This is a genomic window from Enterococcus sp. LJL99, from assembly GCF_054871725.1.
Genome location: NZ_JBTXLT010000002.1, coordinates 175,294 through 196,258 on the forward strand (window position 1 = coordinate 175,294; position 20,965 = coordinate 196,258).

Annotated in this window: 17 protein-coding genes, 1 tRNA gene and 1 pseudogene; 14 read left to right on the top strand and 5 right to left on the bottom strand. The window is 33.9% G+C overall.

What is annotated here, in order from left to right:
- The first annotated feature begins 9 nt into the window (after positions 1-9).
- Together ACYSNW_RS03965 and ACYSNW_RS03970 are read left to right on the top strand one after the other, a co-directional pair.
- Positions 10-2,202, top strand: a complete 2,193-nt coding sequence (locus ACYSNW_RS03965) for a Tex family protein (protein ID WP_461743158.1) — start codon at positions 10-12, stop codon at positions 2,200-2,202.
- Between the two features lie 44 nt (positions 2,203-2,246).
- Positions 2,247-2,711, top strand: a complete 465-nt coding sequence (locus ACYSNW_RS03970; RefSeq protein ID WP_461743437.1) for a SprT family protein — start codon at positions 2,247-2,249, stop codon at positions 2,709-2,711.
- A 157-nt stretch (positions 2,712-2,868) separates the two neighbouring features.
- On the opposite strand, the pseudogene ACYSNW_RS03975 reads toward ACYSNW_RS03970, so the two are convergent.
- Positions 2,869-3,104 (bottom strand): annotated as a pseudogene (locus tag ACYSNW_RS03975) (transposase); the annotation flags it as partial.
- Between the two features lie 274 nt (positions 3,105-3,378).
- Here ACYSNW_RS03975 and licT point away from each other — a divergent pair.
- The 7 genes from licT (at position 3,379) to ACYSNW_RS04010 (ending at position 10,144) form a co-directional block, all read left to right on the top strand.
- Entirely contained in the window at positions 3,379-4,215 is an 837-nt protein-coding gene (licT, locus tag ACYSNW_RS03980) for a BglG family transcription antiterminator LicT (protein ID WP_461743159.1), read from the top strand.
- A gap of 116 nt (positions 4,216-4,331) precedes the next feature.
- On the top strand, positions 4,332-6,212 hold the full coding sequence (locus tag ACYSNW_RS03985; RefSeq protein WP_461743160.1) for a beta-glucoside-specific PTS transporter subunit IIABC: 1,881 nt from the start codon (positions 4,332-4,334) through the stop codon (positions 6,210-6,212).
- A 30-nt stretch (positions 6,213-6,242) separates the two neighbouring features.
- Positions 6,243-7,670 carry a 6-phospho-beta-glucosidase gene (locus ACYSNW_RS03990; RefSeq protein ID WP_461743161.1) on the top strand — a complete coding sequence of 476 codons (1,428 nt, stop codon included), beginning with the start codon at positions 6,243-6,245 and terminating at the stop codon, positions 7,668-7,670.
- Between the two features lie 249 nt (positions 7,671-7,919).
- Positions 7,920-8,957: an FUSC family protein gene (locus ACYSNW_RS03995; RefSeq protein WP_461743162.1), complete on the top strand. Its 1,038-nt coding sequence runs from the start codon at positions 7,920-7,922 to the stop codon at positions 8,955-8,957.
- Between the two features lie 296 nt (positions 8,958-9,253).
- Positions 9,254-9,490: a hypothetical protein gene (locus ACYSNW_RS04000; RefSeq protein ID WP_461743163.1), complete on the top strand. Its 237-nt coding sequence runs from the start codon at positions 9,254-9,256 to the stop codon at positions 9,488-9,490.
- Between the two features lie 27 nt (positions 9,491-9,517).
- Positions 9,518-9,643, top strand: coding sequence for a hypothetical protein (locus tag ACYSNW_RS04005; RefSeq protein WP_461743164.1), 126 nt, complete (start codon positions 9,518-9,520; stop codon positions 9,641-9,643).
- Positions 9,644-10,062: 419 nt separating this feature from the next.
- Positions 10,063-10,144: transfer RNA gene (locus tag ACYSNW_RS04010), tRNA-Leu, on the top strand.
- Positions 10,145-10,244: 100 nt separating this feature from the next.
- Here the strand turns inward: ACYSNW_RS04010 and ACYSNW_RS04015 are convergent.
- Positions 10,245-10,901, bottom strand: a complete 657-nt coding sequence (locus ACYSNW_RS04015) for a DUF1361 domain-containing protein (RefSeq protein WP_461743165.1) — start codon at positions 10,899-10,901, stop codon at positions 10,245-10,247.
- A 248-nt stretch (positions 10,902-11,149) separates the two neighbouring features.
- On the opposite strand from ACYSNW_RS04015, the gene ACYSNW_RS04020 reads away from it, so the two are divergent.
- Positions 11,150-12,367, top strand: coding sequence for a pyridoxal phosphate-dependent aminotransferase (locus tag ACYSNW_RS04020; protein WP_461743166.1), 1,218 nt, complete (start codon positions 11,150-11,152; stop codon positions 12,365-12,367).
- A gap of 75 nt (positions 12,368-12,442) precedes the next feature.
- Here ACYSNW_RS04020 and ACYSNW_RS04025 read toward each other — a convergent pair whose 3' ends face one another.
- Positions 12,443-12,622 carry a hypothetical protein gene (locus tag ACYSNW_RS04025; RefSeq protein ID WP_461743167.1) on the bottom strand — a complete coding sequence of 60 codons (180 nt, stop codon included), beginning with the start codon at positions 12,620-12,622 and terminating at the stop codon, positions 12,443-12,445.
- Positions 12,623-12,813: 191 nt separating this feature from the next.
- Between ACYSNW_RS04025 and ACYSNW_RS04030 the strand changes: the two genes are divergently transcribed.
- The gene (locus ACYSNW_RS04030; protein WP_461743168.1) at positions 12,814-13,641 is read left to right on the top strand and encodes a helix-turn-helix domain-containing protein; all 828 of its coding nucleotides are present in this window, start codon (positions 12,814-12,816) and stop codon (positions 13,639-13,641) included.
- Between the two features lie 416 nt (positions 13,642-14,057).
- Positions 14,058-15,212, top strand: a complete 1,155-nt coding sequence (gene nagA, locus ACYSNW_RS04035; RefSeq protein WP_461743169.1) for an N-acetylglucosamine-6-phosphate deacetylase — start codon at positions 14,058-14,060, stop codon at positions 15,210-15,212.
- A gap of 70 nt (positions 15,213-15,282) precedes the next feature.
- On the opposite strand, the gene ACYSNW_RS04040 is transcribed toward nagA, so the two are convergent.
- Both ACYSNW_RS04040 and ACYSNW_RS04045 read right to left on the bottom strand, forming a co-directional pair.
- A complete protein-coding gene (locus ACYSNW_RS04040) occupies positions 15,283-15,663 on the bottom strand; it encodes a hypothetical protein (RefSeq protein WP_461743170.1) in 381 nt (126 codons plus the stop codon).
- 14 nt (positions 15,664-15,677) lie between these two features.
- On the bottom strand, positions 15,678-16,337 hold the full coding sequence (locus tag ACYSNW_RS04045) for a DNA/RNA non-specific endonuclease (RefSeq protein WP_461743171.1): 660 nt from the start codon (positions 16,335-16,337) through the stop codon (positions 15,678-15,680).
- Between the two features lie 472 nt (positions 16,338-16,809).
- On the opposite strand from ACYSNW_RS04045, the gene ACYSNW_RS04050 reads away from it, so the two are divergent.
- Positions 16,810-17,511, top strand: coding sequence for an ABC transporter ATP-binding protein (locus tag ACYSNW_RS04050; protein ID WP_461743172.1), 702 nt, complete (start codon positions 16,810-16,812; stop codon positions 17,509-17,511).
- Between the two features lie 10 nt (positions 17,512-17,521).
- Entirely contained in the window at positions 17,522-20,947 is a 3,426-nt protein-coding gene (locus ACYSNW_RS04055; protein ID WP_461743173.1) for an FtsX-like permease family protein, read from the top strand.
- The last annotated feature ends 18 nt before the right edge of the window (positions 20,948-20,965 follow it).

Here is a 20,965-nt window from a genome sequence, read left to right on the forward strand (position 1 = left end):
AGTACAAGAATGGCTGAAATTTATAATCAAGAAGTAGTCGATTTATTAAAAAAAGAATTGACTGAATATCGTCCTAATCAATTGACAACCGTTTTAACTTTATTAAAAGAAGGAAATACAGTTCCTTTTATTGCGCGTTATCGAAAAGAAATGACGGGTAGCCTAGATGAAGTTCAAATTCGTGAAATTGAAGAACGCTATACGTATCTTGAAAATTTAGAAAAACGTAAAGAAGAAGTTTTACGCTTGATTGATGAACAAGGAAAATTGACAAAAGAGCTAGAGAAAAATATTGTACGAGCAACAAAAATGCAGCAATTAGAGGATCTTTACCGTCCTTATAAACAAAAACGCCGAACAAAAGCAACGATCGCTAAAGAAAAAGGTTTAGAACCACTGGCTGAATGGCTGTTAAGTTTCCCAGAACAAGGAGATGTTTTAGCCGAAGCAGAGAAATATATTGATACAGAAAAAGAAGTAGCATCTGCTGACGAGGCTCTTCAAGGGGCGCATGAAATCATTGCTGAGCGAGTAAGTGATGAGCCTAAATTTAGAACTTGGATTCGAGATTTTACCTTTAATTTTGGGCAGTATGTTAGTACTGTAAAAGATGCAGAAAAAGATGAAAAAGCGGTTTATGAAATGTACTATGAGTTTTCTGAACCCATCAATAAAATCGTTTCTCATCGGATTTTAGCTACTAATCGTGGAGAAAAAGAAGATATCTTAAAAATTTCTTTTCTAATTGATGAAGAAAAAATCAATAGTTATTTAGATCGTCAATTGATTGGTAAGCAAAAAAAATCACCAACAGCTTCATTTGTTGAAACGGCATATCAGGATAGCTATAAACGTTTTATAGGTCCCGCTATTGAGAGAGAACTTAGAACCGAGTTGACAGAAAAAGCAGATGAACAAGCCATCGCGATTTTTGGTGAGAATCTTCGTAACTTATTATTACAACCTCCATTGAAAGGGAAAGTTGTTTTAGGTTTTGACCCTGCGTACCGTACAGGCTGTAAACTGGCTATTGTTGACCCAACTGGGAAAGTTTTAGCAATCCAAGTAATCTATCCTCATAAGCCAGCTTCAGGAGAAAAAAGAGCGACTGCTGGTCCTGCATTCAATCAATTAATTGAAGAATATAATGTAGAAATGGTCGCAATTGGTAATGGAACTGCGAGTCGCGAATCTGAATTATTTGTTGCAGAACAATTAAAACAAATCAAACGAGATGTTTTTTATGTCATCGTTAATGAAGCAGGGGCTTCTGTTTATTCAGCTAGTGATATCGCTCGTGCTGAGTTCCCAGAGTTACAAGTTGAAGAACGTAGTGCAGTAAGTATTGCTCGTCGCTTACAAGATCCATTAGCTGAGTTAGTAAAAATTGACCCGAAAGCAGTTGGTGTCGGTCAATATCAACACGATGTTTCACAAAAAAGATTAGCAGAACAATTAGATTTCGTGGTTGAAACGGCAGTTAACCAAGTTGGGGTCAATATCAATACAGCAAGTTCAGAGCTGTTACAACACATCTCAGGATTGAATAAGACCACTGCCAAAAATATCGTTGCCTATCGTGATGAAAATGGGGCGTTTACGATGAGAAATCAAGTGAAAAAAGTTCCTCGACTGGGGCCAAAAGCGTTTGAGCAAGCGATTGGATTTTTACGTATCCCCAATGGTAAAAATATTTTAGATAATACAGGAATTCATCCTGAAAGTTACGATCAAGCAAAAGAAATTTTAGCAAAAGCTAAAGTAGATTTAAAATCATTAGGCACAAATGAAGCGACTGAAGCAATCAAAGCTCTTTCTCTGACTGAACTTGAGTCTGAATTAGCAATCGGTGCAGAAACATTGAAAGATATAATCGAAGCATTGATTCAACCAGGAAGAGATATGCGTGATGAAATGCCAGCGCCACTGTTAAGAAAAGATGTTCTTTCAATGGAAGATTTAAAATCGGGAATGGAACTGCAAGGAACCGTAAGGAATGTCATCGATTTTGGTGCTTTTGTTGATATTGGCGTGAAACAAGATGGCTTGGTGCATATTTCAAAACTAAGTACAAAATTTGTTAAACATCCAACTGATGTAGTCGCTGTTGGCGATGTAGTGACAGTTTGGGTAGAAGAAGTTGATCAGAAAAAAGGTCGCATTAGTTTGACGATGTTGCCAAATTCTGGAGGGAAAAAATAAGTTTGAATGAAATGACTCGTGAAAAGCAACAATCAAAAATGACAATGGATCAAAAAGAACTGCAGGAATTAGTTTCGTTTATTTCATTAAAATTTTTTGATAAGCCTTTTTTGCATCAGGCAACGTTTAATCGGCGGTTAAAAACAACAGGTGGACGGTATCATTTAAATTCTCATCATTTAGATTTTAATCCTAAAGTTGTTGAAATTTACGGTAAAGAAGAGCTAATAAAAGTCATTAAGCATGAATTATGTCATTATCATCTTCACCTTGAAGGTCGTGGTTACCAACATAAGGATGTGGATTTTAAACAATTATTAAAAAAAACAGGCGGCAGTCGTTATGTGCAACCTTTGGTAGAGCGTAAGACTCAGTCTTATCATCAATACAAATGTGAAAATTGTGGAACATTCGTTTTGCGCAAACGTCGAATTAATACAAGTCGCTATGTTTGTGGAAAATGCCATGGACACCTAGTTAAAATAGAAACAGAGAAGTTAAGCAGTTAATTTTTTGTTGTTCGATAAAAGGTCTGAATTTTAATTTAGGTTCTTTATCCAATTGGGCTGATAAGCAAGATTAATTGAAAATCAGAATGGAGGAGCGACTCTTTCATTCTGGTTTTTATTGTTATGTTATCCCAATCAAACCGTTGATCAAAAAAATTCATATTTTCATGTTCTCAAATGATTTAAATCTATAGGAAATACGCTTACAGTTTTTAATATGTGTATTTTGGGCTTCTATTTTACCGTTAGAGTACGGATAAATCATTGTATTGCGAATTCTTTATTTAAACTTAAAAAGAGTTTGTAGTTTCTTTCAAAACTCTTATCTAAAGTAGTTGGAAGTTCGTTAAGTAGTGTAAAAAAATCGTCAGGATCTTTGATTCTAAACGCATCAAATTGTACTTGCGATTGTAACTATTAGCTCTTTACCTTTTTTCGGAGTGCATAACGGATGACTATTTGCTTTGTCTTTTTTCAAGAATTGAAAGTGGAATTGTAAGAGAGTATAAAATGCGATGAAATAATAGTAGAGCTGAGATTTCGCTTGTAAAATAGCGAAATAAAAAACAGCAATTGACAAAATGATTTTTATCATGCTATCATGTGTCTAAGGATTGTTACCGCTTTACGTGGGCTAGACCTAAAATTTATCTTAAAGGATAGATATATGTATATCGTAAAAGTAATCAACAATAATATTGTTATTTCTGAAAACGCTGACCAACAAGAAATTGTTGTGATGGGAAAAGGCTTAGGCTTTAAGAAAAAGGCTGGAGACAGTATTGATGAAACGAAGATAGAAAAAGTCTACCTCAGCACCCAAGAGTGGAACGTCAATAAATTAACTCAGTTACTTGCCTCTATTCCTATCGAGTATATTCAAGTGGTAAATGAAATCATTAGCTTCGCGAGAGCGTCATTAGGCAAACGGTTAAGTGATAATCTAAATCTAACTTTGACAGACCATATTAATTTTGCAATTGAACGATACGAACAAGGCATGGAAACTAAAAATGGCTTGCTTTGGGAAATTAAACGTTTTTACAATCATGAGTTTTTGATTGGAAATGAAGCGCTTAATATTATCGAACGGCGTTTAGGAATTAGATTTGCTGAAGATGAAGCAGGTTTTATTGCTTTCCATATCGTTAATGCAGAATTAGATATGAATCAGATGAACCAAGTTTCTGAGATGACCAAAATTATTCAAAATGTTTTGAATATCATCAAGTATCATTTCAAAGTAGACTTAGATGAATATTCACTGAATTACGAACGTTTTATTACGCACTTGAAATTTTTTGTACAGCGATTGTTCAATGGTACTAAGTTAGATGATAGTGGCACAGCAAGTTTCATGTTTGGCTTGAAGGAACGTTTTTCCAATGAATATGCCTGTTCGCTAAAAATTAGCGAGTATGTGAATAAAGAATTCGGTCGTACATTGGAAGAAGATGAATTGATTTATTTAACTATCCACATAAAAAGAATAACTACTGAATAGGATTGTTACTGATTATGCAGGCTATACCTAAATGTTCTGATAAGGAACGTTTAGGTATTTTTTATGCTCAAAATGAAATGATACTAGTATGTAGATTATAAAATAGGAGGAAAACTATGAACTACAAAGATTTAGCTACAACGATCGTCGAAAATATCGGAGGAAAAGAAAATATCAAGTCACTTACCCATTGCGCAACTCGTTTGCGTTTTGTGCTAAAGGATGATAATAAACCATCAGAAAAAGTTTTAAAAAATACAGCTGGAATTATGGGAGTTGTCAATAAAGGTGGACAGTACCAAGTGATTATTGGTAGTGATGTGGGAAATGTCTACAAGGAAATTAATCAAGAGTTTCATTTATCAGAAAAGGCAAGTGAGACTGATGAAAAAGATAATCGTAGTAAAATTGCAAAAGTGATTGATACGATTACAGGTATTTTTACACCAATTTTGCCAGCAATTACGGCAGCTGGGATGTTGAAAGCAGTCTTATCGCTTCTAGTAGTCTTTAATGTATTGTCAACAGAAGGACAAAGCTATCAGATTTTAAACTTTATGGCAGATGCTGCTTTTTATTTCTTACCAGTTTTATTGGCTGCTTCTTCAGCAATTAAATTTAAAACAAATATGTATTTGGCAATTATGATGGGGGGGATTTTATTACACCCAAATTTTGTCAGTATGGTGACTACTGCAAAGGAAACAGGTGGCTCAATTAATTTGTTTGGACTACCAATTACGGCAGTAAGTTATTCATCCTCGGTTATCCCGATTATTTTAGCAGTTTGGTTTATGTCTTATGTTGAACCAATTGCAGATCGTGTATCACCAAAAGCAATTAAATTTTTTAGTAAACCATTGATTACAATTTTCGTAGTAGGGATTGTCACATTAGTAGCCTTAGGTCCTTTAGGTTATTTGATTTCTTCAGGAATTTCTGCAGCAATTACTACATTAGAATCAGTGAGTCCTTGGATTGTACCATTGTTAATTGGGACATTAACACCACTTTTTGTTGCTACGGGAACTCATTATGGGTTAGTTCCGATTGGAATTAACAATCGAATGACCAATGGTTTTGATACGGTTATTTATCCAGGAATGTTGGCATCAAACGTCAGTCAAGGGGCAGCAGCAATTGGTGTTGGTCTGAAATCAAAAGATTCTGCCATCAAACAATTAGCGTTTTCTGCAGGTTTAACTGGACTTTTTGGGATTACTGAACCGGCTTTGTATGGGGTTAATTTAAGATTTAAAACGCCTTTATATGCAGCTATGATTGGCGGTGGAGTTGGTGGTTTATTTATGGGAATTATGCGAGTTCGCAACTTTTCGGGTGGTTCACCAGGTCTATTAACTTTACCAAGTTATATCGGTGACAATACTTTGAGTTATTTTATTAATGCTTGTATTGGAGCTGCGATTAGTATTGTTGTTACATTTATTGCGACTTTAATTTTATATCGTGATACCGTAGAAGTTGAAGAAGAAACAAAGGAATTAGAAAAAGAATTAGCTAAAGATAAAACAGTTAGTATCAATGATGCACAAATATTGGCACCAATCAAAGGACAATTAAAGTCATTGAAAACTGTTGATGATGGCATGTTTTCTGAAGAGATTTTAGGTCAAGGGGTAGCGATTCAACCTGAAGAAGGGAAAGTTGTTTCACCAGTTGATGGAGTAGTGTCCGCCTTGTTTGATTCAAAGCACGCCATTGGTATCACTAGTGATGATGGCTTAGAAATTTTGATTCATGTAGGAATTGATACGGTACAATTAAATGGTGAAGGCTATGACTATCGTGTTGAAAAAGGCCAAAAAATTAATATTGGCGATGAATTGATTACTTTTGATTTAGATGGAATTCAAGAGAAGGGCTTTAAAATCATTACACCAGTCGTTATTACTAACTCTCAAGAAGTTGGCGATATTCTTACTGCTAATGAGGGTGCAGTTGATTTTGGTGGACAAATCATTCGGATTATGAACTAAAAATAGACGAACGAGAGTAGGGGGAAATTCATGAGCTTTAGAAAAGATTTTTTATGGGGTGGCGCTACCGCAGCCAATCAATGTGAGGGTGGTTACAATGAGGGACAACGAGGCTTAGCAAATGTTGATGTGATTCCTACTGGAGCTGATCGTCGCAAAGTTATTACAGGTCAAAGAAAAATGTTAGCTTTTGAAGATGGCTATTTTTATCCAGCAAAAGAAGCTATCGACATGTATCATCACTATAAAGAAGATATTGCCTTATTTGGCGAAATGGGGTTTAAAACCTATCGTTTATCGATTGGTTGGACACGAATTTTTCCTAAGGGTGATGAAGAACAGCCAAATGAAGAAGGACTTAAATTTTATGAAGACTTATTTAGAGAGTGCCATAAGTATGGGATTGAACCTTTAGTAACTATCACTCATTTTGATTGTCCTATTCACTTAATCAAGGAGTACGGTGGTTGGCGAAATCGTAAAATGATTGATTTTTATGAAAAATTAGTACGAGTATTATTTAATCGTTACAAAGGGTTAGTAAAATACTGGTTGACTTTCAATGAAATCAATATGATTTTACACGCACCGTTCTTAGGAGCTGGTTTAGTTTTTGAAGAAGATGAAAATCAAGAGCAAGTAAAGTATCAAGCTGCACACCATGAGTTAGTAGCCAGTGCACTGGCTACGAAAATTGCCCGTGAAGTGGATCCAGAAAATCAAATAGGGTGTATGTTAGCTGCTGGTAGTTACTATCCATATAGTTGTAATCCTAAAGATGTCTGGGAGTCAGTGAAAGGAAATCGCGGGAACTATTTCTTGATCGATGTCCAATCAAGGGGGGCTTACCCGTCTTATGCTCTAAAAGAATTAGAACGTAAAGGTGTATTTATCAAAATGAAAGCTGGTGATGCAGATATATTGAAAGAAAATACAGTGGATTTCATTTCTTTTTCTTATTATGCCTCTCGAGTAGCTGCTAGTGCAGATTCTGGTGTTGAAAAAACAGCGGGAAATCTTTTTCCAACTATTAAAAATCCATACTTGGAAACTTCAGAGTGGGGCTGGCAAATCGATCCTCTTGGTTTACGAATTACCATGAATGAATTATTTGACCGTTATCAAAAGCCATTATTTATTGTAGAAAATGGTTTAGGTGCTGTCGATGAAGTGGCGGATGATGGTACCATTAACGATGATTATCGAATCTCTTATTTGAAAGCTCATCTTTACGCAATGAAAGCTGCAGTTGAAGAAGATGGTGTTGACTTGATGGGATACACATCATGGGGCTGTATTGATTTAGTTTCAGCAGGCACAGGAGAAATGAAAAAACGGTATGGGTTCATCTATGTTGATCGAGATAATGAAGGTAAAGGTACGTTGAAACGTAGTCGTAAAAAATCTTTCGAGTGGTATAAGAAAGTTATCGCTTCGAACGGTGAAGAAATAGATTAAGTTAAGATGTTGGCTGGTAGATAAAATTGTAATAAATTGTTACAAAAAAAATTATTAGTAATTTTAATAGCAAAATGCAGAATAAGAGCTGAGATGATTATTGTTGAATGAAAAAAATCGTTCACAATAATTGTCTCATTTAGAGTTTTGAGAATGATTTGAACATTTGTATCGTGTGGCAGAATAAATACGGTACTTTATTTTTCAAATCAACAAATCACTAGGAATAAAAATTAGGAGAAATTATTAATGAGTCATTTTCAGAGTTTATTTTTGTTTAATGAGAGTAAGGATACATTTTTTCGCCCGTTAGGTTCTGGGTTGTCAATTGCCATTCCGGTGATACTTTCTTTTTTTCTAAAAGATATTCAAATTGCTTCATTAGGTGTATTGGGCTCATTTGCGTACTTATCATTTCAAAGAAGATCAGTTTTATATAATGTTCAAGCAATTTGTGTGCACGGCATTTTATTATTCCTTTCTTTTTCATTAGGAATGTACGCTGCCTCTAGTTCTTGGGCAATTCCTCTCATTATCAGTTTTATTTCTTTTGTGGCATTTTTAATAACGAAGATTTATCGAATTCCTAAACCCAGCTATTCATTCATCATTATGTTATTTGCTACAGGAATTACGTTACCTGAGACTCATTATGTAGTTCAAACCAGCTATTATTTACTTTACGGAATTATTGGAGCTATTATTTCTGGTCTTTTAGTTTCATTCATCGAGGGGTTACCAATAAAGACAAGAATTGAACCATATGAGAGATTGAGTTTCAAAGATAAATATTATGTGACTATTTATGAGTTCCCAGATGTATTTATTAAAGCCATCAATTTTTCGACAATTCTCTTTTTAGCAGCTTATTTATCATATTTACTAAGAGATTATAATGGTCATTGGATATTGATATCGGCTTCTTCGGTCCTTGCTGGAGAGAATACTCAGAAAATAAAGGAGCGCTCACTCCACCGCGTTATTGGAACAATTCTAGGATTAATGGTTGGATTTCTATTGATTACTCTTGATTTCCCAAACGTTGTCAAACTTATATTGTTGATTCCTTTAAATGTAGGTGTTGAATATTTTATGCCACGGAATTACGCTGTTGCTAATGTATTCATTAACCCACTAGTACTTCTTTTAGTTAGTTTAGTATCAACAACAAACAGATATAATTTTGTTTATTATCGTTTTTTTAACTTAATTATAGGAGTCAGCCTGACGATTGCCTTAGTCCTAATTTTCGATTACAGTTTGAAAATCTTTAAAAGGAATTATTAATAAATATTGATTACGAAAATGAATTTCAGAGAATATGAATTTAATTTAACAAATTAAAAATAAAACTATTGACAAAAATTAAATTTAAGTGCGTTTTTTTTTCAATAGAACAAAAAATATTGTAATTCTTTAAGATATTATCTACTAGACTACGTTTAGTTTGTCGTACCTTGAAGAGTTTTTTATCGAAAAAAATAGTTAGTAGATTTTTAGTAGAGTAAGAAGATGCGAAAGAAACTGATGATTTAGGGATTTTAACTGGGAACAGGTTACCCTATCTTATCGATGAGCTATTTATGTTGTATCAAACAAAAAAAGTAAAACAAATCATGATTACTGGCGGCGCTGAGCATGCAACAAGATTTTTAAAAGAAAATCTTAGAAAAATAGGTTTTGAATTAGCTAAAGAAAGCGTGGTTGACCTTTACCCAGCTTATTTATATTTGTTCCAATCGTATACACTTGATAAAGAAATAATATTTAATGATAATCGTTTAAATAAGCTGTGGTCTAAAGAGTATTTTTTTCATTAGTATTAGGCGAAATTCCCTGACTTAGAAATGATAAAGATAGATGGCTATGGTCCTAAAGGACGGCAATACATTGATGAGTTAATCATCCCTAACGAAGTGGAGGAGGCATATACTCGTTTGGTTAGTAAATTTCACTATCAAAAAGAACGTTAATAACTCAAAATCTCCCCTGCTTTTTTAATAGTTAGTACGTTAGTAAAACGTAATTTACAATTTTATTAAATTTAAGAAAAAATCTTCTTTGAATTAGTATTTTTCTTTTATGCGGTTTACAATAGACCTATTAAAAGATGGAGGAATAAATGATGAGTAAAAAAAGAAAATCAGAACAAGTAGATGCAGTAAAATTAGTTAGAGGATTAATGATGATTGCTTCAGGAATACTGGTGGTTCGAGCAGCTTTAAACAAACATTAAAAACGAAATGTAAAATAGGTTGTAGCAAAAAGAGTTTTTTTGTATTAGTGTTTGGTCAGTCTAAGCCAGAAATTTCCGATTATTTTTGGAGTGGATTGACAAAAGACAAGCCGTAATTTAAGATAGAATTTAGCTGTTTAACTTTTTAGGCTTGTAGCGGACGTGATGGAACGGCAGACATGCAAGATTGAGGGTCTTGTGAGCATAGCTCGTGTGGGTTCAAATCCCATCGTCCGCATAAAAAAAGCAGTTGAAAGGATTCAAATTACTTACAACTGTTTTTTTATGCTGTTTTTTAACGATAGTTGCATGTGGTTGGCAACGAAATGCTAGTTGATTTATTTTTCCTCAATTAAAGCGAACTTTGTTGTTGCCAGAGCAAACAGTACCCACTGGATTAAAGAAAACAGCAGAATGAAAACAAATGCTTGAACTGAAAACAAGACCGTAAAAGAATCTACAACCTTGGCTGGTTCAGTGAATAAGGAAATACTATTGAAACGTACGAAACGACCTAAAAAAACACCAACGCTAACAATAACGAATAAGCATAATTTGCTAAAAAATAGTGTTTTTTTTGTTAAAGCTCGAGTGCTACTTATTTTATTTAACAGAGTTGCCTCTGTTTGAAATCCTAAATAGACAAGACAAGAAACGCCCAGTATAACTAGAGCAAACATGAGCCAAGCCAAACTATTTTCTGTCATGATGGGTCCCGCTTGCGTATAAAAAGTAATTCTGCTTAAATGAATCAAATCGGTCAATAAGTAGGCATTGTTTGGTAAAAAAAGTAGATACAAAAAGGTTAAAATGACGCTCAACATTGGATGCTTTGTTTTTTTTAGACTAAAAAATAGTTCTAGAGGAATATAAGCCAATAAGCTATCGATGAATAGAAAGCGGATGGGTGAATTAGCATGGAAGAAAAAAAATACTAAGCAAATATAACCAATAAATAAGATTCTTATGGTTGTGATGGGATGTTTCAGCATCATAATGAGTCCTCTTTCTCAAAAAATATAAGTAAGTTAAGCCTAAATTTTTATCATCTAGTCAATAAACTTGATTATATCGTAATTATAATTTTTAAACCAGAATAGTCCTTTTTCACTGTTTTTGTTCGTATAAAAATAGGATAAGTGAAATGAGTTTTTTTTTCTGAAAAATTGAAATTTTTATTGCTTTTTCAACAAGTGTAGCGTAACTTAAAGAATATAAATTTGTAAAAAATGAGGGATTTTGTATGAGAAACTTTGAAAAATCTAGTAAGTTGAATGATGTCAGTTATGATGTTCGTGGGCCCGTTTTAGAAGAAGCGGATAGAATGCAAGAAGAAGGAGTTAGCATCTTAAAACTGAATACAGGAAATCCAGCACCATTTGGTTTTGAGGCACCAAATGAAGTCGTTCGAGATATGATTATGAATGTAAGAAATTCTGAAGGTTATTCGGATTCAAAAGGAATTTTTTCAGCTCGTAAGGCGATTGAACAATATTGTCAACTTAAAAAATTTCCGAATGTAACAATCAATGATATTTACACTGGAAACGGTGTTAGTGAATTGATTACGATGTGTATGCAAGGATTGCTAAATACTGGCGATGAAGTGTTGATTCCAATGCCCGATTATCCACTTTGGACTGCTTCAGTATCTTTGGCAGGAGGAACGCCCGTTCATTATATTTGTGATGAACAAGCTGAATGGTATCCTGACATCGACGACATCAAATCAAAAATCACTTCAAATACAAAAGCGATTGTAATTATTAATCCAAATAATCCAACAGGCGCTCTATATCCAAAAGAAATTTTGCAAGAAATTGTCGAGATTGCTAGACAAAATGACTTGATTATCTATTCAGATGAAATTTATGATCGTTTAGTGATGGATGGACTTACTCATATTCCGATTGCAACCCTAGCACCTGATTTATTTGTGATTACGCTGAATGGATTATCAAAATCTCATCGTGTAGCTGGTTTTCGCTGTGGCTGGATGGTCTTAAGTGGAAACAAATCACGTGCTAAAGGCTATATTGAGGGACTAAATATGCTTTCTTCAATGCGTCTTTGTTCGAATGTATTATCACAGCAAATCATTCAAACGGCTTTAGGCGGTTATCAAAGTGTTGATGATTTATTATTACCAGGCGGCAGAATCTATGAACAAAGGGAATTCATTTACAATGCAATTAATGATATTCCTGGATTATCGGCGGTAAAACCCAAAGCAGCTTTTTATATTTTTCCTAAAATAGACAGTGCGAAATTCAATATTTATGATGATGAAAAATTTGTTTTAGATTTTCTACACAAACATCATATTCTTCTTGTGCATGGTGGCGGATTTAATTGGCAAACACCGGATCATTTCCGGATTGTTTACTTACCAAAAATGGAAGATTTGATGATTACTGCAGAAAAACTAACCGACTTTTTAGCTACTTATCGACAAAAATAAACAAAAAGTACGTAACGACAAATGACTTTTCTGTGTCGTTACGTACTTTTTTGATTTTAGACAAGGAAGGTTTGATTATTCAGCAGCAAGCTCGCAAGCTTTTTTACTGATTACCATCCGATTTGTATACTTTTCTTCCATGTCACGACTAGGTTCGGCTACTACGATTAGGAACGAGTTCTCATATTCCTTTTCAATATATCCTGTATAGTCTTTTTTTTCCCAACTGAAACTAATTTGTCTTTCATTCATCATAATCAATACCCCTCGTTTTGAATTAAGTGCTTGAAATACCTTGTCTATATGTATCGTGTATTGTTCTTGCAGTATATTATGCAATAAAGTAAAATAAATTCATAATGCGAATTCGCATATTCGTGTAAAATTACATAGTTTTCATACCTTTTTTTCAATTTTTTTTAAAAAATTACATAGGAGTGAATATATTGAGTACTTTTGGAGCTGTAATTAAAGAAATTCGTAAGAATAGAAAATTAACACAAAAAATGTTATCTGAGGATATCTGTTCTCAAAGTGTTTTAAGCCGGATTGAAAATGATGAGGAGTTACCGAATGTTGTTGTGATGCAACAAATTTGTCAAAGACTTGGTGTGACAATGGATCAAATTATGCAATTAAAATCGCAAGAAGTTTTGAAGGTGACTCATAATTTTGAAGAACTGGCTAATTATTACCGCCATAGAAAATACCAAGAAATTTTGTGTTATATTCAATCTAAGGCAATTGAAGAGACTATTTATTTAGATACAGATTGGCAACGTTATTTCTACTATTTAGGAAGTTGTGAATTTTATTTAAATCACAATTATGATAAAACATTAGGGTATTTGAGAAAAAGTTTATCTTATACTTACCAAGTAAATAAACCCAATTTGTCAAGTTTTGAAATTCAGCTACTTAGTTGCTTAGGGATTACATGTCATTATTTAGGTAATTATGAAGAAGCTGAAAAACATTTGAAACAAAGTATCCATTATTTTTATAAATTACCAAGTGAGCGTATAAATGATGAACTAATTAAAGTTTTTTATAATTATGCTGATTTTCTGTTTTTTCATAATCGCTTGGAAGAAGCAAAATCTTATCTTAATGAGGGCATTGAATGTGCTAGATCAAAAAGTAGTTATTATTATTTAAGTGACATTTTTGAATTGCAAAGTAAAGTGTATCTGAAGCAAGACAATTGTTTTGAAGCAAAAAAATTTCAAGCTCTTTCTGAGCATGTGAAAATGATTGAAACGATTCAATTATAAGAGAGAGAATAGGAGTATTTTTAGAGATTTTTTGTTTAGTAGTAAAATTTTGCGGCGTAATAGAAATAAAAATTTTAAATATTTCTATTTGTGATTTTTTTCACTAATCGGAATAGTCCGCAAGAATTTAAGGAGTATCTGCAAATGATTGAGCAATTAGAATGTTTTGTTAAGTTTATTCAGTAAAAAGAGCGTAATAACTGAAGTTTTATCCAATTACTTGATGGGAAATGATTTTTTTAATAATCTAAGTTTTTATTTTGTATAGTATTTTTATTGATTTTTCCATTAAACTTATTTGATAAAATAAATTATAAAAGAATGTTTATTTCGGGATAAAAGGTCTACACCATTCTTGACTTATTTTGATTTTAATAGTATTTTTAAAGTAGAAAAATAAAGAAAGAAGGATGAAGATGAGAACGTTTATCTTTGCTGAAAAGTTCTTTTTAAAAAGTGATGTCAAAGGCCCAGGGTATTTAGAAATTACTGATGGCTTATTTGGAGAATTTTACCGTGAATTACCTGATGAAAAAGTAAATTTGATCGAGGAGACTGGAAAATGGATTGCTCCCGGTTTAGTTGATACGCATATCCATGGTTATTTAAATCATGATGTAATGGATAATGATGCTCAAGGAATCAAAGCAATGTCAGAAGGCTTATTATCTTGTGGTGTGACCTCTTTCTTACCAACTACGCTAACTTCTAGCAAAGAACGTTTGAAAGATGTAGCTCAAACAATTGGCGAGGTTTATAGAGATGTTCCAGGAGCAAAAATCCAAGGAATTTATTTTGAAGGTCCCTTTTTTACTGAAGAACATAAGGGTGCGCAAAATCCTGAATATTTTGGTGATCCTGATTTAGCTACTTTTTATGAGTGGCAAAATGCATCTGGTGGATTGATTAAAAAAATTGCGTTGGCACCAGAACGTAAAGGTGCAAAAGAATTTGTCAAGGCAATCACTGATGAAGGAGTTGTCGTAGCTTTAGGGCATAGTAATGCTACTTTGGACGAGGCGACTGAAGTGGTAGAAGCAGGAGCAAGTGTTTTTGTTCATGCGTATAATGGAATGCGTGGTTTGAATCATCGTGAACCTGGTATGGTGGGCGCATTGATGTCATTAAAACATGTCTTTTCTGAATTAATTTGTGATGGACATCATGTACATCCAAATGCAGCAGATATTTTAATGGAAAAAGCAGGGCATGATCATGTCGCTTTAATTACTGATTGTATGATGGCTGGTGGAATGCCAGATGGAAACTATAACTTAGGTGAATTTCCAGTAGTGGTTGCTGAAGGAACGGCTCGTCTAGAATCTGGAAACTTAGCGGGAAGCATTTTAAAACTCAAAGAAGCAATCAAAAATGTTGTCGATTGGGAAATTGCGACACCGGAACAAGCAATCATGATGGCGACTTTAGTTCCAGCAATTAGCTGTAAAATTGATGATACATGTGGCATGATTAGTCAGGGAAGAGAAGCTGATTTTATCGTTTTAAATCCATCAATGGAATTAGAAGCTACTTATTTAGATGGCGTAGAACGCTATAGAGCTGAAAACTAATAACGACAAAATTAATAAAAAAGAAACAGAGCGACTGGCAGATAATCGTCAGATTCTGTTTCTTTTTTTATTAATTTTCTGGTAAAATAGTTGAGGTGATTTTCCCTTTGTAATAGGCGATAAAGAAATCACAAAGCGGAAGATCAAAGGATTCTATATCACTTCTATATAAGGAAGCAGGGATAATCATGGTTTCTTTTTTTGTTCCTGCAATATAATCCCCATCAATTGTTTGAGCAACGACTAAAAAATCTTCATTTTGCCAACTTAGTAAATCACTTTCAGAAATCGTTTCTTCCGAAGCCAAAAAACCACAATTTTTTTTGAATTGGCTATTAATCGTTGGACTAAACGTAAAGAAATCATCGGTTTCTGAAGAATCGAGTACGGCTGTTAAAAAAGTTTGTGGCGCTGAATTTACTAGTTTAGTCTTGATGTTTTCATAATCCATCAGCAATCACTTCCTTATTCTTCATTCAAAATATTCACATCAAAATCGACAGTTGTATCTGCATTTAACCCTTTTGCCTCTAATTTAATTTCTTTACATAATAGCTCGTTTCCCTCATAAATAGGTGTGACTCGATAACGAATCGTTTCTCCTTGATCAAGGGCTTTTCTGATTTGATTTTCATACTTCGTCATAAAAGGCGTATTGACTGGGTTTTGATAGAGAGTAGTCAAGTTTCGAGGGTCATCACCAGAACCGCCCATTTGTCTACCAATTAAGTGCCCTCTAGCATGATTCGCATCACCAGAAATAAAACCTGCTGGTCGAATATCTCTGTTGGCTGCAGTCCCTGTACCAACCATTTCAGGTTTAAGTAAAGCATCAGCGCCAGTTGCTCTGTCCAAGTTATCTAGTGAATGATAGGTGATCCATCCTTTAGGACTATCTTTTAACTCTTCTGCGGAAAATGTTGCAGGTCCTAATTCGGAAGGTCCAGGATTTTGATAAGAGCTAGACGTTTTTTTCTTAGTTGTAGTTTGTTCCGTTGATGAGCCAAACAAAGTATCAAATATTTCTGGAACTTGAATCCCAAGTGCGCTTAGCATTAACACGACCAGGGAAACAATTAAAATCGTTGTTGAATTTACATTAGATTTCTTTTTCTTTTTTGCCATTATAGACTCCTTTTTTATAAATTAAAAGATAGTAGTTTTGTTTGGGCATAATTAAAATTTTATAGCATGAATAGGAAGAATCGCAAATCCATTTGTTTCCCCCACATTGAAAATTTCAGAAAGAACTTGAATCGACGGATGTTAAAAAATCCTTAGTTGCTTATTAGCATAATTTTTAGTCCAACCTTATTTTTCAACAAAAATTACTAAGAATCAAGCTTTAGAAGTAATTTTCTGATTGATTTTAATTCCTTTGTTCGATTTTAAAGGATAAACTAAAATGTTTTTTCTGCTTGACACATTTAATTGATTGGCAACAATCTATTTAACTGATAAAATACTTTTAGAAATCAACCGAATAATCATTTTATCATTATAAGAAGTAAAAAGAAATGCAAAATCAATTAAAGAATACTTTTGCAGACTTGTTTAGTTTTCTATGATAAAATTTGTGAGAATAGGAGGAAGTTTAATGGCTTATATTGATGTGAAAAATGAATATAAACGATATCGTATGGGAGATAGCGTGATTACTGCAAATGATGGCATTACTTTTTCCGTGGAAAAGGGCGAAGTAGCGGTTATTTTAGGCCCGAGTGGTGCAGGAAAATCAACTGTCTTAAATATTTTAGGAGGAATGGATAGTTGTGATGAAGGGCAAATAATTATTGATGATACTGATATTACAACATTTAATGAAAAAAAATTAACTACTTATCGTAGAAATGATGTAGGTTTTGTTTTTCAATTTTATAATTTGGTCCCTAATTTGACTGCGAAAGAAAACGTCGAACTAGCTTCTCAAATTGTGGCGGATGCGATGGATCCAAAAGAAGTATTAGAATCTGTGGGGTTGGGCCATCGGTTAGATAATTTTCCAGCGCAATTATCTGGTGGGGAACAGCAACGAGTAACAATCGCTCGAGCAATTGCTAAAAGACCTAAATTATTGCTTTGTGATGAACCAACGGGAGCCTTAGATTATGAGACTGGTAAACAAATTTTGACGATTTTGCAAGAAACGGCACGTAAAACAGGGACAACAGTTATTATTATTACCCATAATTCTGCGATTGCTCCAATGGCTGATCGAGTGATTCAAATAAATGATGCAAAAGTTCGTAGTATGACTATTAATGAACATCCTAAACCAGTTTCTGATATAGAATGGTAGGTGGAAGAAGTTGAAAAAGACAGCATTATTGAAAACCAGTTTAAGAGAAATCAGTCAATCCAAAACACGATTTTTATCGATTTTAGGTATTATTTTTTTAGGAGTTATGTTATTCGTTGGTCTAAGGGCAACGGGTCCAGATATGACATTGACAGCTTCAAATTATTTTGAAAAAGAAAATTTAGCAGATGCTCGTATCGTTTCTTCACTAGGATTGGTCTCGAAAGATATTGATGAACTAAAAGCCATCAAAGAAGTTGATCAGGTACAAGCTAATTATACAAAAGATATTAATATCAATGATAAAAATGCCTCAGTGAAATTTATTAGCTATAATGCGGATCAAAAAAGGCGTTTGAATAATTTTTTATTAGTTGATGGACGCATGCCTGAAAAAAGTGGCGAAATTGTGCTAGATGAACTGGCTAAAACGAATGGGTACTATAAGCTGAACGATACGGTTACGTTATCTGATGAAGATAATAAAGACCATGCACTAAAGAAAAACTCATATAAAGTAGTTGGTTTTGTTCAATCACCAGAGTATATAGAAAGTACGTCTCGTGGGAATACAACAATTGGAAAAGGATCATTGGACTTTTTTGCAGTAGTGCCAGCGGAAGACTTTGATTTGTCAGCTTATACTGAAGCCTTAGTCACATTTAAAAATACCAAAGGATTAGATAGCTATTCAAATGCCTATAAAAAAGAACGTGAAACGTCAATCGATATAGTTAAAAAAGCATTGAAAGAACGTCCAGAGCAAAGAGTAGCAGAAATTCGTGAAGATTCTAAAGAAGCTTTAGATAAAGCGCAGCAAGAAATAACAGATGGTGAAAACGCATTAAAAGATGGACAGGAAACGTTAGATAAAAGTAAAGCAGAATTGGAAACTGGCAAACAACAGTTTACAGAGGCGCAAAATACGTATGCAGAAAAAATTGCCGCTGGTGAAAGTGAGCTTGCTGAAAATGCACAAACGCTTAACAATGGTGAAGCTGAACTAGAAAGTCAAAGAGTTGTACTGGAAAGCAAAAAAAATGAATTGGCAACAGCGTTCAATCAAGTAACAGAAGGCCAAAATGCTCTAAATGGGTTGTATCAGCAAAAAACGGAACTTTCAACTACTAACACACAATTAGAACAAGCAACTGCTGGTTATCAAACTTTAGCGTCATCTATAGCAGATTTTCAAAAATATCCTGATGATCAATTACCAGTAGTAGTCGGTCAAGAAGCAGGTTCTTTGCAAGCTTCTGTTCAAGCGTTAGGAGGTCCAGTTGAAGTTACAAATGCAGTAAATCAGTTGATTGCTGACCCTACCAAAAATAATATTGCTGTAGTGATGGGAACAATCAACGCCGTATTAAACAATCTATCATCGCAACAAGCTCAAGTTACTCAAGGGATTGCGACAATCAATCAGACGATTGATTCAATTAACAGTGCGATTGATCAATATCACAATGGTCAAGATCAATTAACGGTTGCAGAAAATCAATTGGCAGCTGCACAAACACAAATCGACCAAGGAAAACAACAATTAGCTGCTGGAAAAGAGCAATTGGAGCAGGCGAAAATTGATGGACAAGCTCAATTAGACGAAGCACAAGCTAAATTGGTCGAAGGACAACAAGCGTATGAAAAAGGTTTAGCAGAATTTCAAGCGAAGAAAAAAGAAAATCAGCCTAAGCTAGAATCAGCTAAAAAAGAATTAGCTGAGAAAAGGCAAGAATTGGCTGATTTGAAATCAGCTGATTACTATTATTTTGATCGAGATGACAACCCTGGATATACGGAGTATGAAGAGAATGCGAATCGAATTGCTTCCTTAGCACAAGTGTTTCCAATTTTCTTTTTTCTGATTGCGGCTCTTGTTAGTTTGACAACAATGACAAGAATGGTTGAAGAAAAAAGAATGGAAATCGGTAGCTTAAAAGCTCTAGGTTATAAAAATGGTCAAATTGCATTTAAATTTTTAGTTTATGCGGTGACTGCTAGTTTATGTGGCAGTATTATTGGACTAGTTTTAGGCTATTATTTGTTTCCAACGATTATTTTCAATGCGTATGGACAATTGTATGATATTCCTAACTTTGTTACCCCTTGGTACCTAAGTTATAGCGTGATGGCATTATTAGTCGCTATTTTGTGTACTGCAGGTGCTGCAATGATCGTTTTAAGAATTGATTTATTCAACACACCAGCTAGTTTATTACGTCCTAAAACACCAAAAGCGGGTCAACGCATTTTCTTAGAAAGAATTAAACCTATTTGGAACAGAATGAGCTTTATTCAAAAAGTAACAGCGAGAAACTTATTCCGTTACAAGCAACGGATGCTGATGACTGTCTTAGGAATTGCTGGTTGTATGGCTTTAATTATCACTGGCTTTGGGATTAGAGATTCGATTTCTGATATTGTTGCGATTCAATTTGATAAAATCTGGCATTATGAAGCAGTTGTGACTTTTAAAGAGGATGCTAGTAAGGAAGAAACCGAATCCTATGAATCTTCTTTAGCGAAAATCAAGCAATTAAATGATGTGATGCCTCTTTATACCGAAACACTGACTACGACAAATAAACAAAAGACGGCACAGGATGTTCCTATTTATGTTCCAGAAAAACCAGAGAGCCTCAATCAGTTTATCTCTTTGAAAGATCGTAAAACAAAAGAAGCATATAAACTAGCTGATCAAGGGGTGATTATCAACGAGAAATTGGCCAAACTTTTTGATTATAAAAAAGGGGACTATATTACACTTAAAAATGCTGATCATCAAGAGTATAAATTGTTAATTGTTGCTATTTCGGAAAACTATACTGGGCATTATGCATATATGTCACCGACGTATTATGAGAAAATTTTCAACCAGAAACCAGTTTATAATACAGAATTTTTAAAATTTGATAAAAAATTAACGACCAAAGATGAAGAAACGATTGGAAAAGTATTGATGGAAAATGGAAAAGTATTGAATGTTACTTTCTTATCTTCATTAAGTGATGCTTTAGACGATACAATTGGCAGTTTAAATATTGTTATTTGGGTTCTAATCATTGTTTCGGGGTTATTAGCGTTTATTGTTCTTTATAATTTAACCAACATCAATGTATCAGAACGTGTTCGCGAATTATCTACAATCAAAGTTTTAGGTTTTTATAACAAAGAAGTGACGATGTATGTTTATCGAGAAAATATTACCTTAACATTAATCGGGATTATAATTGGTTGTTTCTTCGGGAAAATTGTTCATGGCTATGTTCTTCAAACCGTGGAAGTTGATATGCTAATGTTTTCACCAACAATTAATTGGCTTAGCTATTTATATGCGGCTGCGATTACCTTTATCTTCTCATTATTAGTTATGTTGATTATTCATAGAAAACTGAAAAAAGTGGATATGATTGAAGCATTGAAGTCGAATGAATAATTAGAATAGCAGCTAGCG